Here is a 14,919-nt window from a genome sequence, read left to right on the forward strand (position 1 = left end):
CATCTCCGGGTCGGATCGACCTCGCCGCGCGGGCTCGTTACGGTTGACGCATGACCGATCCGACTTCGCTGCCCAACTTCATGCCGAGCGCCCCCGACGCCGGCCCCACCGCGAGCCCCAACGGCGCCTCCGCCAGCGACGCACCGGTGCGCGACCGCATCCTCGAGGTCCTGAAGGGCCTCGGCATCGAGGCGAGCGTCGACGGCGACGGCGACCTCGAGTTCGCCATCGTCGACGACCAGGGCACGAGCACCACCCTGTTCGCCCGGGTCGCCGAGGGCGACCTGGCCCTCGTCCGCTTCTTCGGCCAGTGGCAGCTCGCCGAGCCCGTCTCGGCGGACCGCAACGAGCGCCTGGCCCGCTGCAACGACCTGACGATGCAGCTCAACATCGTCAAGCTCTCGCTCGTCCAGGAGAGCCTCGTCGTCTCCGCCGAGCACGTCATCACCCCGAACGCCGACCTCGACATCCTCGTGCCGCTGTCGGTCAACCACATCCTCCAGAGCGTGGGCTTCTTCTTCCAGTCCTGGCTGCCCATGGACGACGCGCCCTCCGGCACGCCCGGCGACGCCTGATGGGCGAGTTCGTCCGGCTCGAGGTCGAGGACGGCGTCGGCACGATCCGCCTCGACCGGCCGAAGATGAACGCCCTCAACGTCCAGGTGCAGGAGGAGATCCGGGAGGCTGCGGCCGAGGCCACCGCGCGCACCGACGTCAAGGCCGTCATCGTCTACGGCGGTGAGCGCGTCTTCGCTGCCGGGGCGGACATCAAGGAGATGCAGGCGATGTCGTACACCGACATGGTCGAGCGCTCCGGTCCGCTCATGAGCTCGATCAGCGCGGTCGCCCGAATCCCCAAGCCGGTCATCGCCGCGATCACCGGCTACGCCCTCGGCGGCGGGTGCGAGCTCGCCCTCGCCTGCGACTTCCGCGTCGTCGCGGACGACGCCAAGCTCGGCCAGCCGGAGATCCTCCTCGGCATCATCCCGGGCGCCGGCGGCACCCAGCGCCTGTCGCGCCTCGTCGGTGCCTCGCGCGCCAAGGAGATCATCTTCAGCGGTCGTTTCGTCGACGCCCGGGAGGCGCTCGCGATCGGACTCGCCGACAAGGTCGTGCCGGCCGCCGACGTCTACACGGCGTCGCGCGAGTGGGCGTCCACCTTCGTCGGAGCGGCGTCGTATGCCGTCCGCGCCGCCAAGGAGGCCATCGACCGTGGTCTCGAGGTCGACCTCGAGACCGGTCTCGAGATCGAGCGGATGCTCTTCGCCTCGCTCTTCGCGACGAAGGACCGCGAGATCGGCATGACCTCGTTCGTCGAGCAGGGACCGGGCAAGGCCCAGTTCGAAGGTCGCTGAGCCCCGTGATCCAGCCGCTGGACGTCCTCGTGTTCTACTCGCCCGTCGAGTCGACCGAGGACGTCCTCGCGGCAGTCTTCGCCGCGGGCGCAGGTGCCGTCGGCGACTACACCGAGTGCGCCTGGCTGGTCGAGGGATCAGGACGGTTCCGCCCCGGGCCCGGCGCAGACCCTGCGATCGGGATCGTCGGCGATCTCGAGCGCCTGCCCGAGCACCGGGTCGAGGTGACCCTCCCGCGCAGCGGCCGCGCGCGTGTCGTCGCGGCGCTCCGAGCGGCGCACCCCTACGAGGAGCCGGCCTTCCACGTCATCGAGACCGCCGACCCAGCCTGACCCGACCGGACCTGAGCTGACCTAACGAGATCTGGCGCCATCGGCCTGTCAGCGTCAACGCCGCCGTTCGGGTCACGAGGTCTTGAAGCCACCGTTGCTGTGGAGCAGCTGGCCGTTGATCCAGCCGCCGGCCTCGGAGAAGAGGAACCGCACGAGGTCCGCGGTGTCGCTCGGGGTGCCCAGCCGGCCGGCCGGGGTCTCGGCCACGCCGAGGGCGCGGATCCGGTCGTCCATCCACCCGGTGTCGATCGGCCCCGGGTTGATCACGTTGGCGCGCAGGCCGCGGTCGGCGAGCTCGAGCGCCGCCGCGATGACGATGCGGTCCAGCGCGCCCTTGCTCGAGCCGTAGGGCAGGTTGTGTGCCGTGTGGTCGCTCGTCAGGGCCACGACGTGGGCCGCCGCCGGGCCGCCCGGTGCCTGCACCGGGAGCCGCTCGGCGAAGGCGCGGATGAGCAGCCACGAGGCCCGGGCGTTGACGGCGTAGTGCCGGTCCCAGCTCTCGAGCGAGGTCGAGAGGATCCCGCTGTCGACCGACTCGCAGTGCGACATGAGCAGACCCGTGACCGGACCGAGCCGGTCGGTGGCAGCGGCGACGAGCGCTTCCGGCGTCGACGGGTCGGCGAGGTCGCCGGGCAGCAGCTCGACGCGGCTGCCGAGCGCACGGCACTCCTCGGCGACGGCGGCGGGGTCGTCCTCGCCGCGCTCGTAGCCGAGGCGTTCGTCGTAGGGCTGCCAGTGGCCGAGGGCGAGGTCCCAGCCGTCGGCGGCCAGCCCGAGGGCGAGCTCGGCGCCGATCGAGCGCCGCCTCCCGACCCCGGTGACGAGGGCGACGCGGGATGGAGCGGGACGGTGGGGGGCGTGGGACATGGGCCCCATCCTCTGCACTGGGCGCGCTTGCGGACAAACGGTTTGTGGTTTCCATGGGTGCCCCGTCGCGTCGCGGACGGCATACGCCCTCGTTGGGCTGGTGGCGAGCGTCACGCCTGACGCGTGCGGATTGGGCGGGCGCTCGATGAGAGGATGAACGGCAGTGCCGGAGCGACCTCCGGCAGCTCCATGAGCACCACCCCCAGCAACGGAAGAGGACGTTCACCCATGAACATCGTCGTCTGTGTCAAGTACGTGCCGGACGCCCAGGCCGAGCGCACGTTCAACGCATCTGACAACACGACCGACCGCGAGAACGTCGACGGCCTGCTGTCGGAGCTCGACGAGTACGCCGTCGAGGAGGCCTTGAAGATCGTCGAGGCCGGCGATGGCGAGGTGACCGTGCTGACGGTCGGCCCCGACGCCGCTGCCGACGCCATCAAGAAGGCCCTGCAGATGGGCGCCCACAAGGGTGTGCACGTCAACGACGACGCCATCCACGGGTCCGACGCCATCGCGACCTCGCTCGTGCTCGCCGAGGCCGTCAAGAAGATCGGCGCTGACACGGCTGTCGACCTCGTCGTCACCGGCATGGCCTCGACCGACGGCACCATGGGCGTCGTCCCGGCGATGCTCGCCGAGCGACTGGGCCTGCCCGCCGTGACGTTCGCGTCCGAGCTGACCGTCGAGGGGAGCACCGCCACGATCCGTCGCGACGGCGACGCCTCGACGCAGACCATCACCGCCACGCTGCCGGCCCTCGTGTCGGTCACCGACCAGATCAACGAGCCGCGCTACCCCTCGTTCAAGGGGATCATGGCGGCGAAGAAGAAGCCCGTCGAGCAGTGGAGCCTCGCCGACCTCGGCGTCGACGCCTCGCAGGTCGGCCTCGACGCCGCGTGGACGAAGGTCGAGTCCTTCGCCGCCCGCCCGCCGCGCAGCCAGGGCGAGATCGTCGCCGACGAGGGCGACGGCGGCAGCAAGCTCGCCGCCTTCCTGTCCGAGCGCAAGTTCGTCTGACCTGCCCACCAGCCAGCAAAGGAGAACCGCACCATGGCTGAAGTACTCGTGCTCGTCGACCACGTCGAGGGCAAGGTTCGCAAGACCACGGCCGAGCTGCTGACGATCGCGCGCCGGCTCGGTGAGCCGTCCGCCGTCTTCGTCGGCACCGGCTTCGACGCCGCCAAGGAGACCCTCGCCCGCTTCGGCGCCGAGAAGGTCTACCGCGTCGAGTCGCCCGACGTGCTCGGGCACCTCGTCGTCCCCCAGGCCGAGCTGCTCGCGCAGCTCGTCGCCGACAAGGCGCCGGCCGCCGTGCTCGTGCCCTCCTCCCCGGAGGGCAAGGAGATCGCCGCCCGCCTCGCCGTCAAGACCGAGTCGGGCCTGATCACCGACGCCGTCGACGTCCAGGCTGCCGATGGTGGCGTCGCGACGACGCAGTCCGTCTTCGCCGGCTCGTACACCGTGTCGGCGACGGTCACCAAGGGCACGCCCATCGTCGCCGTCAAGCCCAACTCGGCCACCCCCGAGGAGGTCGCCGGTGCGGCCAGTCACATGACCGACGAGGTGCTCGACTTCACCCCGTCCGACGCCGCCAAGGGCGCGAAGATCACCGAGTCCCAGCCCAAGCAGGCCACCGGCCGCCCCGAGCTGACCGAGGCCGCCATCGTGGTCTCGGGTGGCCGCGGCACCGCCGGCGACTTCTCCAAGGTCGAGGACTTCGCCGACTCGCTCGGCGCCGCCGTGGGTGCGAGCCGTGCCGCCGTCGACGCCGGGTGGTACCCCCACACCTCGCAGGTCGGCCAGACCGGCAAGCAGGTGAGCCCGCAGCTCTACGTCGCGTGCGGTATCTCCGGTGCCATCCAGCACCGCGCCGGCATGCAGACGAGCAAGACCATCGTGGCCGTCAACAAGGACAACGAGGCCCCGATCTTCGAGCTCGTCGACTTCGGCGTCGTGGGCGACCTCTTCACCGTCCTCCCGCAGGCGACCGAGGCGATCAAGGCCGCCAAGGACTGACCGCCGTCGTGCCACCGCACGGCTGAAGCTGACACATCGAGAGGCCACGGACCGGGACCGGTCCGTGGCCTCTCCACGTGTGTGACGTCAGGCCGCCTCGGGGTCGAGGTCGAGCCGGGCCGTCAGGCGGGCCCAGCTCTCGAGGCGCTCGCGGTTGAGGGCGTATGCCGTCCGCCCCGTCCCGAAGGTCCACCACGCCCCGCGCAGCGCCTCCGACGGCAGCCGGACGGGCCGTGACCCCGGACGGTTCCACTCGAGCCGGCCGGCTGACGACACGCGCCGCACCTCGCGGCGGTCGACGGTCGTGGTGGCGAGCGTGTTGTGGACGCGCAGGCTCTTCGTCCCGAGCTCGATCCGCGCCGACCACGCCCGCCAACCGAGGGCGACCGCGACGGCCAGGCACACGGCATACGTGATCGCCGGGGGGAGCGAGGGCGCGAGACGGACGAGCAGACGGGCGACGAAGTAGCCGACGACCGGGCAGGCGAGGGCCGAGACAGCGCGGTGGGCCGCGGGCGCACGGAGCCGGCTGTCGCCGGTGCTCTCCTGGCTGCCACCCATGGGGCCGATCATAAGACAGGCAGGCCCCACGGCGGAGAGGGCGCCGGTGGGCCCGTCACGGAGCGCTCTCGCTCCGCAGCGGTCCGGGCGGCGCGCGGTGGCGTCCTAGAATCGTCAGGTGACTGCCTATCTCGACCATGCGGCGACGACGCCGATGCTCCCTGCCGCTCTCGCGGCGATGACGGAGCAGCTCGCGGTCGTGGGCAACCCCTCCTCCCTGCACCGCACCGGGCGAGCCGCCCGACGCGCCGTCGAGGAGTCACGCGAGAAGATCGCCCGCTGCCTCGGCGCCCGTCCCTCCGAGGTCGTCTTCACCTCGGGTGGTACGGAGTCCGACAACCTCGCGGTGAAGGGCACCTACTGGGCGCGCCGCGACCTCGACCCCGCCCGGGTGCGTCTCCTCGTCGGTGCCACCGAGCACCACGCCGTCCTCGACTGCGTCGACTTCCTCGTCGCCCACGAGGGTGCCAAGGTCACCTGGCTCGAGTGCACCGCCGACGGTGTCGTCGAGCCCGCGACGGTCCGGGCCGCGATCGAGTCCGACCCCGACTCCGTCGCCCTCGTGTCGGTGATGTGGGCCAACAACGAGGTCGGCGCCGTGCAGGACGTCCGCGCGCTCGCCGACGTCGCCCACGAGTTCGGCGTGCCCCTGCACACCGACGCGGTGCAGGCCGCCGGGCACGTGCCCGTGGACTTCGCCGCCAGTGGCGCGGACCTCATGTCGGTGACCGCGCACAAGCTCGGCGGTCCGATGGGCATCGGCGCCCTCGTCGTACGGCGGGGCGCGGCGCTCGTCCCGCTCACCCACGGTGGCGGGCAGGAACGACAGGTCCGCTCCGGCACCCTCGACACCCCGGCCATCGTCGGCTTCGCTGCCGCCCTCGTCGAGGCGACCGCGTCGATGGACGCCGAGGCGGCCCGCCTGGTGGCCCTGCGCGACGACCTCATCGACCGGGCCATGGCGATCGCACCCGACATCAGGCCGTCCGGGGTGTGGCACCGCGGCGACGGAGCGACCCGGCTCCCGGGCAACGTGCACCTGCTCGTGCCCGGTTGTGACGGTGACTCCCTGCTCTACCTCCTCGACGCAGCCGGCGTCTCGTGCTCCACGGGGTCGGCGTGCCAGGCAGGCGTGCCGCAGCCGAGCCACGTCCTGCTCGCCATGGGCGTCGCGGAGAGCGATGCGCGAGGTGCGCTGCGCGTGACGCTCGGCCACACGTCGACCCGCGCCGATGCCGACGCGTTCATCGCGGCGTTGCCCGCCGCCATCGAGCGCGCCCGGCGCGCGCGGGAGGCGACCGCGTCGTGAGGGTCGTCGCTGCCATGAGCGGAGGCGTCGACTCGGCGGTCGCCGCGGCCCGCATGCTCGATGCCGGGCACGAGGTCGTCGGCGTGCACCTCGCCCTGAGCCAGAGCGCCGCGACCCTGCGGGAGTCAGCCCGGGGCTGCTGCACCATCGAGGACGCGGGCGACGCGCGACGCGTGGCCGACGTGCTCGGGATCCCCTTCTACGTCTGGGACATGGCGGCCCGCTTCACGCGCGACGTCGTCGACGACTTCCGGGCCGAGTACGCCGCGGGTCGAACCCCCAACCCGTGCCTGCGCTGCAACGAGAAGATCAAGTTCGCCGCCCTGCTCGACAAGGCGGTCGCCCTCGGCTTCGATGCGGTGGCCACGGGCCACTACGCCCAGGTCGTCGAGACGACCGATGGCGACGGGGGAGTGCGGCGCGAGCTGCATCGCGCCGTCGACACCGCCAAGGACCAGAGCTACGTCCTCGGCGTGCTCGACGCCGAGCAGCTCGCCCGTTCCTTCTTCCCGCTCGGCGACACGACGAAGCCGCAGATCCGCGAGGAGGCGGCGGAGCGTGGCTTCTACATCGCGAGGAAGCCGGACAGTCACGACATCTGCTTCATCCCCGACGGCGACACCCGGGGTTGGCTGACGCGGCAGCTCGGGGCGGCGCCCGGCGACATCGTCGACACCAGGGGTGACATCGTCGGGCACCACGAGGGAGCCTTCGCCTACACCGTCGGACAGCGACGTGGGCTCGGGCTCTCCCGGCCTGCTCCGGACGGGGAGCCGCGCTACGTCGTCGAGGTCCGGCCCGAGACCAACCAGGTCGTCGTCGGTGCCGCCGACCTGCTCGGCGTCAACGCCATCACCGGCCAGCACGCCCGGTGGTGTGGTCCGGCGCCCGAGGGCGTCGTCCGGGTGGGCGCCCAGGTGCGCGCACACGGTGAGGAGCACGCCGCGACGGCCTGGGCCGACGGCGACCGCGTCGAGGTGCGACTCGACGCTCGGATCCGAGGAGTGGCTCCCGGACAGTCGGTCGTGCTCTACGACGGCACGCGCGTCGTGGGGTCGGCGACCATCGCGGCGTCCCGCCTGGAGCGCACCGGCGAGTCCGGCACCTCCGAGTCCGGCACCTCCGAGTCCGGCACCTCCGAGCCCGGTGCGGTCAGCGCAGGGACCGGCTCCACGTGACCGTGCGGGCCTGTGGCCGGAAGCCCATCGAGCGGTAGAGCCGCTGGGGGCCGGGATAGCCGTCGTCTCCGCGCGGGCTCACCTGCGCCACCTGGGCTCCCACCTCCGCGAGCCGGTGCAGGGCCGCCAGCGTCACCGCACCGGCCAGGCCCCGGCCGCGGTGTGCGGGCACGCAGCCGACCGGCTCGACGAGCCCCACGCCGTGGGCGTCGTCGAGCCAGACGAGGGCCGAGGCCACCATCTCGCCGTTCGCATCGACGGCGACCCAGTCGAGGTCCGGACGGTACGGCCAGGCGCCCATGACCTGACGGTAGGCCTGCTCGTCGACCTTCGACGGCCCGACGTCGGACCAGGAGGCGGCGTGCACGGCGGCCCGCTCACGGGCCTCGTGCGGCTCGACGTGGCGCAGGCGGTAGCCCGGGACGCTCGGCACCGCAGGAAGATCGACGAGGTCGAGGGCGTGGTGGGTGAAGAACGGCTCGTCGGGCTGTGGCGCGAATCCTGCTGCGCCGAGGGCCTGTTCGGCGACATCGCCCTCCATGACGAGAGTTGACTGCGTCTCGGCGTCGCTCACCTCCTCGAACCACTCGATGACCTCCTCGGCGACGTCGGGCCGAGCCGGGTCGACCTGCAGCTCCAGCCAGTCAGGCGCCTCCGCCCACCCGAATCCGAGCGTCTCGCCCGCCTCGGTCCACACGGCGACGGCCTCACCGTCGTCCAGTGCAGCGGGGTCGACCGGGCGGTAGTACCGGCTCCAGGCGAGCTGCCCCGGATGGAAGCGGCTCGTCGGCGACCACAGCCGCGAGGCGAGGTCCTGCATGGCGCGGAGGTCGTCGGGGCCGGTGAAGTCGCGGCGTCTCAGGTCGTGGGGTCGCACCATCGCCACGCTACTGCTCGCCCGATGCCGAGCGGGTGCGAGGACGCCGCGGGTGCGGCCTAGGCTGGCGCAGTGACTCTCGCTACCGGCATCGGCTCCTGGCCCGGCACCTCCGTGCGTGACGCGCTGGCACAGGTGCGCGAGCTCCTCGACGGTCAGCTGCCCTACCTGCCCGAGCTGCCGAGCCGCGGCCCGGGCGCCGACATGATCGGTCGCACCGCGGGCCTGCTCGTCGAGCTGCCGGTGGACCTCCAGCCGATCGGCTGGAGGCTCGTCGACCGGCCCGGGCGCGACGCCTCACGCACCGGGGCGCTGATGCGCGAGGACCTGGACGAGCTCGCCGAGGCGTTCGACGGCCATGTGGGACCGCTCAAGCTCCAGGTCGTCGGGCCGTGGACCCTCGCTGCGAACGTGTGGCTCTCGCGCGGCGAGCGCGTCATCGTCGACGAGGGCGCCTGCCGTGACCTCGTCGCGTCGCTCGCCGAGGGCGTACGCCTGCACGTCGCAGCCGTCCGGAGCCTCGTCCCGGGGGCAGAGGTCGTGCTGCAGGTGGATGAACCGAGCCTGCCGACCGTCCTGGCCGGCCGGCTCCCGACGTCGTCGGGCTTCGGCCGGCTGCCGAGCCTGGACCCGCAGGTGGCTGCGGCCGGACTCACGACCGTGCTCGGCGCCCACGGCGGGGACACCGTCGTGCACTGCTGTGCGGCGGCCCCGCCACTCGCGCTCCTGCGTGGGACCGGTCCGACCGCCCTGTCGCTCGACACCTCGCTGCTCCGCCCGCGCGAGTGGGAGGGCGTGGCGGTGGCGGTGGAGGACGGCATACGCCTTCATGCCGGTGCGGTGCCCACCGACGGTGGCCGCACCCGCCCTCAGGACCTCTCCGCTTCCCTCGTCGGGGCCTGGACCCGCACCGGCCTACCGCTGCGCTCGCTCGCCGACGTCGTGGTCACGCCCGCGTGCGGTCTGGCCGCCGCGTCGCCCGAGGTCGCGCGAGCGGTGCAGCGCGCCGCGGTCGAGACCGCCCGCGAGCTCGAGGAGCGCAGCGTCGATTGAGGCTGCCGCCGAGTACGTCACCGGGGACGTGAGAGGCCGGTCACCAGAAGGTGACCGGCCTCTTCAGGTGCTGAGCGATCTCAGAGCGCGGAGCCCGCGGTCCACGTCGCCCAGCTGAGGTTCCAGTCGGCGTAGCCGTTGCCCATGGTCATGGGCCGGGCCGTGCCGGTGGTCTCCACGACGTCGCCGATCATGACGTTGCTGTAGAGCCAGCCGGCGTCGGGCTCGCTCATGCCGGTGCAGCCGTGGCTGACGTTGCGGTGGCCCTGGTCGGCCACGGACCACGGAGCGCTGTGGAGGAACTCCCCGGAGTTCGTGACCCGCATGGCGTACTTGACCAGGGTGTCCGCGTAGTAGTTCGGGTCATCCTTCTTCAGCCCGATGGTCTCGGCCTTCATCGTGATGTTGGTCTGCTTGTCCATGATGACCTTGACACCCGAGCGCGTGATGAAGCCGGGACGACCGCCCGTGACGGGGATGCGCTTGGCCAGCTTCCCGTTGATCATCACGTCCATCTGGTCGGTCGTGAGGTTGACCTTGGCGACGAGCGAGCGGCCGATCGTGAAGTCCGACGTCTGGCTCAGCTGGCCGTAGCGTCCGCCACCTGCGGGCACGCCGTTGAGGTCGGCCTCGACGTGGACCTTGCTACCGGCCTTCCAGTACGTCTTGGGGCGCCAGTGCGCCTCGCGGGAGCTGAGCCAGTACCAGGAGCCTGCCTGCGCGGGCGTCGCCGTCACCGACATGTGCTTCTCGAAGGTCGCCTTGTCGACGACGGGCAGGTCGAAGCGCACGACGACCGGCATGCCGATGCCGACGGTGCCGCCGTCACGCGGCGAGACCGCGACGTCCACCTGGTCGTCCAGGGTGAGGTTCGCGGTGTGGAACGTCTTGGTCGTCTGCGTGGTCTTGCCGTCGGCGTCCGTGGCCTCCATCGTCAGGGTGTACGTGACGCCCGGCTCGAGGAGGTCACCTGCGGTCCAGGTGCCGCCCTTGAGCGTGCCGTCGACCGAGATGCGGTTGCCCTTCTTGCTCGTGTAGAAGAGCCAGGCCTTCGTCAGGGTGCCCTTCTGCGCCGAGGCCGTGACGCGCGTGTCGACAGCGACATCCTCCGCGTCGGCGGCTGGCGTGCTCGTGAAGACGACCGGGTCGGTGGTCGGAGTGGGGGCCTGCGACTGCGTCGCACCGGACACGTCGGACGCCGAGCTCCCGGGCTTGGCCTGGTCAGCCGGTGCGGTCGCACTGCAGGCTGTGACGCCGAGCACGGCCAGGGCGGCCATCCCCGAGACCACGGCGGAACGGAAGCTCGACTTCACGCGTGATTACCCTTCGCAGACGAGACGCCACCCGTTCCGGGGCGGGACGGGGTGCGACACGTCGATAGTGACTCCGACCCAGTGTCACCGATCGGGCTCAATACGCCAAAACCAACGGCGAGTGCAACCGCCGCGCGTGTCGCCGCTGCGGGTCGTCGTCAGGAGGCCTCCTGGGCGCGGACGTCGCGGCGCAGGATCTTGCCGGTCGGACCCTTGGGCAGTTCGTCGAGGCTCCAGATCCGGCGGGGGTACTTGTAGGCGGCGAGGCGCTCCTTGACGTAGGTCTGGACCTCCTCGAGCGTCGCGGTCGAGCCGGGACGGAGCACCACCGCGGCCCCGACCTCCTCGCCCATGAGCTCGTCGGGCACGCCCACGACGGCGGCCTCGAGCACGTCGGGGTGCGTGTACAGCACCTCCTCGACCTCGCGCGGGTAGACGTTCATGCCGCCGCGGATGATCATGTCCTTCTTGCGGTCGACGATCGTGAAGTAGCCCTCTTCGTCCACGGTCGCGAGGTCGCCGGACCGGAACCACCCGTCGGGGATGGCCTCCTTCGTGGCCTCGGGGCGGTTCCAGTAGCCCTTCATGATGTTCTCGCCGCGGATCGCGATCTCGCCGATCTCGCCGGCGGGGGTGTCGTTGCCCTCCAGGTCGACGAGCTTCATCTCGCAGCCCGGGATGGCGCGGCCGATGGTGCCGGGCTTGGTCGGCTTGTCGGGCATGTTGAAGGAGGCAACGGGTGAGGTCTCGGACAGGCCGTAGCCCTCGAGGATCTGGCACCCGAACTTCTCCTCGAAGGCCCTCATGACCTGTGCCGGCATGGCCGAGCCACCGGACGCGCACGTGCGCAGGCTGCCCGTGTCGGCCTGGTCGGCGTTCGGGTGGTGGAGGATCGCGGCATACATCGTGGGAACGCCCTGGAAGATCGTCACGTGGTCGCGCCCGAACATCTCGATGGCCTTGGCCGGGTCGAAGCGGGGGAGCAGCGTCAGGGTGCATCCGCGCTGGACCGAGGTGTTGAGCCCGCAGGTGAGGCCGAAGACGTGGAAGAGGGGCAGGCAGCCCATGATGACGTCGTCCTCGCTGATCTCCATGATGTCGGCCGCGGTGCGCTCGGCGTTGCGGTGGAGGTTGAAGTGCGTCAGCTCGGCGCCCTTGGGCTTGCCGGTCGTGCCGCTCGTGTAGAGGATGACCGCCGTGTCGTCGTCGGCGCGCTCGACCGGCTCGAGGACGGGGGCGGCCGCCGACTCGGAGGCGTCGAACTGGCCGTCGGCCGGGCCCATCGGTCCGCACACGACGAGCCGCGTGCCGGTCTCGGCAGCCGCCTTGCCGGCCTCGTCGGCGAAGTCGGGCCACACGAAGCTGAAGCGGGCGCCGCTGTCCTCGTAGAAGTACTGGATCTCCCCGGACTTCAGCAGCGGGTTCATCGGGACGACCACGCCGCCGGCGAGCAGCGTGCCGTAGAAGGCGACGGGGTATGCCGGCACGTTGGGGAGGATGAGCGACACCCGGTCGCCGGGCTCGAGTCCTGCCGCCCGCAGCCGGCCGGCCACCGCTGCCGCCGCGCGGTGCAGCGCGGACCACGACAGCTCGACCTGGTCGAGCTTGATGCCCACCTTGTCGGGGACGCGGGCCGCGGTGGCGGCGAGGTTGGTCGCGAGGTTGGTCATCTCTGCTCCTTCGCAGGGGGCGGGCGCTCGATCTCGCGCCCATTGTTACCGCTGGGTCGGCCGGTGAACAGACCAGGTGCGCCCGACGCCATGTGACGAGTGTCATCGACCGGGCTTCGTCGGGACCGGCTGGCAGGATGAGCGCGTGAGCGAGAGCACCGGCCCCACGGCTGTCACCGACGACGTCCCGACCGAGTCCCACCAGGAGTGGGCCGACCTCGCCGAGCAGGCCGCCACGGCCCAGTTCGCCTACCACGTCAAGGACGCGCCGACGATCAGCGACGGCGAGTACGACGCCATCATCCGGCGCCTCAACACGCTCGAGGAGCAGTACCCCTCGCTCCGCACGCCCGAGAGCCCGACCCAGAACGTCGGTGGCGCCTCGTTCGCGACCGGCTTCGAGACGGTCGACCACGTCGAGCGCATGCTGAGCCTCGACAACGCCTTCTCCTTCGAGGAGCTGCAGACCTGGGCCGAGCGCGTCGAGCGCGAGGTCGGCTCCGGCGCCCACTACCTCACCGAGCTCAAGATCGACGGACTGGCCATCAACCTGCTCTACGAGAAGGGTCGCCTCGTGCGGGCGCTGACGCGAGGCGACGGGCGCACCGGCGAGGACGTGACCAACAACGTGCGCACCATCGAGGGCGTCCCCGAGCGGCTGTCCGGGAATGACGTGCCGGCTCTGGTCGAGGTCCGCGGCGAGGTCTTCTTCCCGACCGCCGCCTTCGCCGACCTCAACGCCAGCCTCGTCGAAGCGGGCAAGGCGCCCTTCGCCAACCCCCGCAACGCGGCCGCCGGCTCGCTGCGCCAGAAGGACCCCAAGGTGACGGCCAGCCGCCCGCTGCGCATGCTCGTGCACGGCATCGGCGCCCGCCGCGGCTTCGACGTCGAGCGCCAGAGCGAGGCGTATGCCGCCCTGCGCGCCTGGGGGCTGCCCACCTCCGACGAGGTGCGCGTGCTCGACGACGTCGCGGCCGTCGAGAAGTTCGTGAGCTACCACGGGGAGCACCGTCACGACCGTGCCCACGAGATCGACGGCATCGTCGTCAAGGTCGACGAGGTCCCGCTCCAGCGCCAGCTCGGCGCGACGTCGCGGGCGCCGCGCTGGGCCATCGCCTTCAAGTACCCGCCCGAAGAGGTCAACACCAAGCTCCTCGACATCCGCGTCAACGTCGGCCGCACCGGCCGGGTCACCCCCTACGGCGTCATGGAGCCCATCGTCGTCGCCGGCTCGACCGTCGAGCAGGCGACGCTGCACAACGCCTACGAGGTCGAGCGCAAGGGGGTTCTCATCGGTGACACCGTCGTGCTGCGCAAGGCCGGTGACGTCATCCCCGAGATCGTCGGGCCCGTCGTCGACCTGCGCGACGGCACCGAGCGCGCCTTCGTCATGCCGACCGAGTGCCCCGCGTGCGGCACGCCACTCGCTCCCGAGAAGGAGGGCGACAAGGACATCCGCTGTCCCAACAGCCGCTCGTGCCCGAGCCAGCTGCGCGAGCGGGTCTTCGCCCTCGCCGCGCGCGGTGGGCTCGACATCGAGGCCCTCGGCTGGGAGGGCTCCATCGCCCTGCTCGAGTCCGGCATCATCACCGACGAGGGCGACCTCTTCGCGCCGCCCGAGGACAGCCCGCACGCGGGGGAGTACGGCATCACCCGCGAGAAGCTCACGCGGGTCCCGCTCTACACGCGAGCCGCGAAGAAGACCGATCCCCCCGAGCGCGTCGTCGACGGACGTGTCCTGTCAGCGGGTGGAGTCACGCTGCTGGCCGAGCTCGAGAAGGCCAAGACGCAGCCGTTGTGGCGGGTCGTCGTGGCCCTGTCGATCCGCCACGTCGGGCCCACCGCCGCCCGGGCGCTCGCGACCCACTTCGGTTCGATGGAGGCGATCCGGGCCGCCTCGACCGAGGAGCTCGCGCAGGCCGAGGGGGTCGGGGGCGTCATCGCCGAGGCCGTGACCGACTGGTTCGCGGTCGACTGGCACCAGGAGATCGTCCGCAAGTGGGCCGACGCGGGCGTCCGCATGGCCGACGAGGTCGATGAGTCCGTGGAGCGCACGCTCGAGGGCAAGACCGTCGTCGTCACGGGATCGCTCGAGGGCTTCTCCCGCGACGAGACGAAGGAGGCCATCATCAGCCGCGGCGGCAAGGCGTCGGGCTCGGTGTCGAAGAAGACGGACTACGTCGTCATCGGGGCCAACGCCGGGTCCAAGGCCGCCAAGGCCGAGGAGCTGGGCCTGACGATCCTCGACGAGGACGGCTTCCGGCGTCTCCTCGAGACGGGCTCGCCCGACTGACCCTCCCGATCGGCTGACGGGCTGAACGGGTCGGTCCACGTACCGACCGGCGGCGACGGTGGGCGGTCTCGTGCTCATGTGTGCCGACCCCAC

The 14,919-nt window shown here is 71.6% G+C and carries 14 protein-coding genes; 9 read left to right on the plus strand and 5 right to left on the minus strand.

Annotation, left to right across the window (positions count from 1 at the left end):
• Window positions 1-50: 50 nt before the first annotated feature.
• Genes AC1DIW_RS03270 through AC1DIW_RS03280 form a run of 3 tightly spaced genes read left to right on the plus strand, consistent with a single transcriptional unit; the run spans window position 51 to window position 1,686 of the window.
• Window positions 51-575, plus strand: coding sequence for a YbjN domain-containing protein (locus AC1DIW_RS03270; protein WP_442280537.1), 525 nt, complete (start codon window positions 51-53; stop codon window positions 573-575).
• Window positions 575-1,354 carry an enoyl-CoA hydratase/isomerase family protein gene (locus AC1DIW_RS03275; RefSeq protein ID WP_478106439.1) on the plus strand — a complete coding sequence of 260 codons (780 nt, stop codon included), beginning with the start codon at window positions 575-577 and terminating at the stop codon, window positions 1,352-1,354. Before AC1DIW_RS03270 ends, AC1DIW_RS03275 begins: the two co-directional genes overlap by 1 nt.
• A gap of 5 nt (window positions 1,355-1,359) precedes the next feature.
• The gene (locus AC1DIW_RS03280) at window positions 1,360-1,686 is read left to right on the plus strand and encodes a hypothetical protein (protein WP_478106440.1); all 327 of its coding nucleotides are present in this window, start codon (window positions 1,360-1,362) and stop codon (window positions 1,684-1,686) included.
• Between the two features lie 72 nt (window positions 1,687-1,758).
• On the opposite strand, the gene AC1DIW_RS03285 is transcribed toward AC1DIW_RS03280, so the two are convergent.
• Window positions 1,759-2,553, minus strand: a complete 795-nt coding sequence (locus AC1DIW_RS03285) for an SDR family oxidoreductase (protein ID WP_478106441.1) — start codon at window positions 2,551-2,553, stop codon at window positions 1,759-1,761.
• 228 nt (window positions 2,554-2,781) lie between these two features.
• Between AC1DIW_RS03285 and AC1DIW_RS03290 the strand changes: the two genes are divergently transcribed.
• Window positions 2,782-3,573, plus strand: a complete 792-nt coding sequence (locus AC1DIW_RS03290; RefSeq protein ID WP_478106442.1) for an electron transfer flavoprotein subunit beta/FixA family protein — start codon at window positions 2,782-2,784, stop codon at window positions 3,571-3,573.
• 33 nt (window positions 3,574-3,606) lie between these two features.
• Window positions 3,607-4,572, plus strand: coding sequence for an electron transfer flavoprotein subunit alpha/FixB family protein (locus AC1DIW_RS03295; RefSeq protein WP_478106443.1), 966 nt, complete (start codon window positions 3,607-3,609; stop codon window positions 4,570-4,572).
• Between the two features lie 87 nt (window positions 4,573-4,659).
• Here AC1DIW_RS03295 and AC1DIW_RS03300 read toward each other — a convergent pair whose 3' ends face one another.
• Window positions 4,660-5,133 carry a hypothetical protein gene (locus AC1DIW_RS03300; RefSeq protein ID WP_478106444.1) on the minus strand — a complete coding sequence of 158 codons (474 nt, stop codon included), beginning with the start codon at window positions 5,131-5,133 and terminating at the stop codon, window positions 4,660-4,662.
• A 118-nt stretch (window positions 5,134-5,251) separates the two neighbouring features.
• Here AC1DIW_RS03300 and AC1DIW_RS03305 point away from each other — a divergent pair, with 118 nt between their 5' ends.
• Together AC1DIW_RS03305 and mnmA are read left to right on the plus strand one after the other, a co-directional pair.
• Complete coding sequence (locus AC1DIW_RS03305) at window positions 5,252-6,442, plus strand: cysteine desulfurase family protein (RefSeq protein ID WP_478106445.1); 1,191 nt, start codon at window positions 5,252-5,254, stop codon at window positions 6,440-6,442.
• Window positions 6,439-7,620 (plus strand): tRNA 2-thiouridine(34) synthase MnmA, encoded by a 1,182-nt coding sequence (gene mnmA / locus AC1DIW_RS03310; RefSeq protein ID WP_478106446.1) that lies wholly within the window; start codon window positions 6,439-6,441, stop codon window positions 7,618-7,620. Before AC1DIW_RS03305 ends, mnmA begins: the two co-directional genes overlap by 4 nt.
• Here mnmA and AC1DIW_RS03315 read toward each other — a convergent pair.
• Window positions 7,595-8,500, minus strand: coding sequence for a GNAT family N-acetyltransferase (locus tag AC1DIW_RS03315; RefSeq protein WP_478106447.1), 906 nt, complete (start codon window positions 8,498-8,500; stop codon window positions 7,595-7,597). The two genes, mnmA and AC1DIW_RS03315, sit on opposite strands and share 26 nt — an antisense overlap.
• 69 nt (window positions 8,501-8,569) lie before the next feature.
• Here AC1DIW_RS03315 and AC1DIW_RS03320 point away from each other — a divergent pair, with 69 nt between their 5' ends.
• Complete coding sequence (locus AC1DIW_RS03320) at window positions 8,570-9,550, plus strand: uroporphyrinogen decarboxylase/cobalamine-independent methonine synthase family protein (protein WP_478106448.1); 981 nt, start codon at window positions 8,570-8,572, stop codon at window positions 9,548-9,550.
• Window positions 9,551-9,630: 80 nt separating this feature from the next.
• Here AC1DIW_RS03320 and AC1DIW_RS03325 read toward each other — a convergent pair whose 3' ends face one another.
• Window positions 9,631-10,863, minus strand: coding sequence for a L,D-transpeptidase (locus AC1DIW_RS03325; protein WP_478106449.1), 1,233 nt, complete (start codon window positions 10,861-10,863; stop codon window positions 9,631-9,633).
• Window positions 10,864-11,021: 158 nt separating this feature from the next.
• Window positions 11,022-12,533 (minus strand): long-chain-fatty-acid--CoA ligase, encoded by a 1,512-nt coding sequence (locus AC1DIW_RS03330; RefSeq protein ID WP_478106450.1) that lies wholly within the window; start codon window positions 12,531-12,533, stop codon window positions 11,022-11,024.
• A gap of 145 nt (window positions 12,534-12,678) precedes the next feature.
• On the opposite strand from AC1DIW_RS03330, the gene ligA reads away from it, so the two are divergent.
• Window positions 12,679-14,826 carry an NAD-dependent DNA ligase LigA gene (gene ligA, locus AC1DIW_RS03335; protein WP_478106451.1) on the plus strand — a complete coding sequence of 716 codons (2,148 nt, stop codon included), beginning with the start codon at window positions 12,679-12,681 and terminating at the stop codon, window positions 14,824-14,826.
• Window positions 14,827-14,919: the final 93 nt, after the last annotated feature.

The sequence above is a fragment of the Terrabacter sp. 01T434 genome (assembly GCF_056398545.1).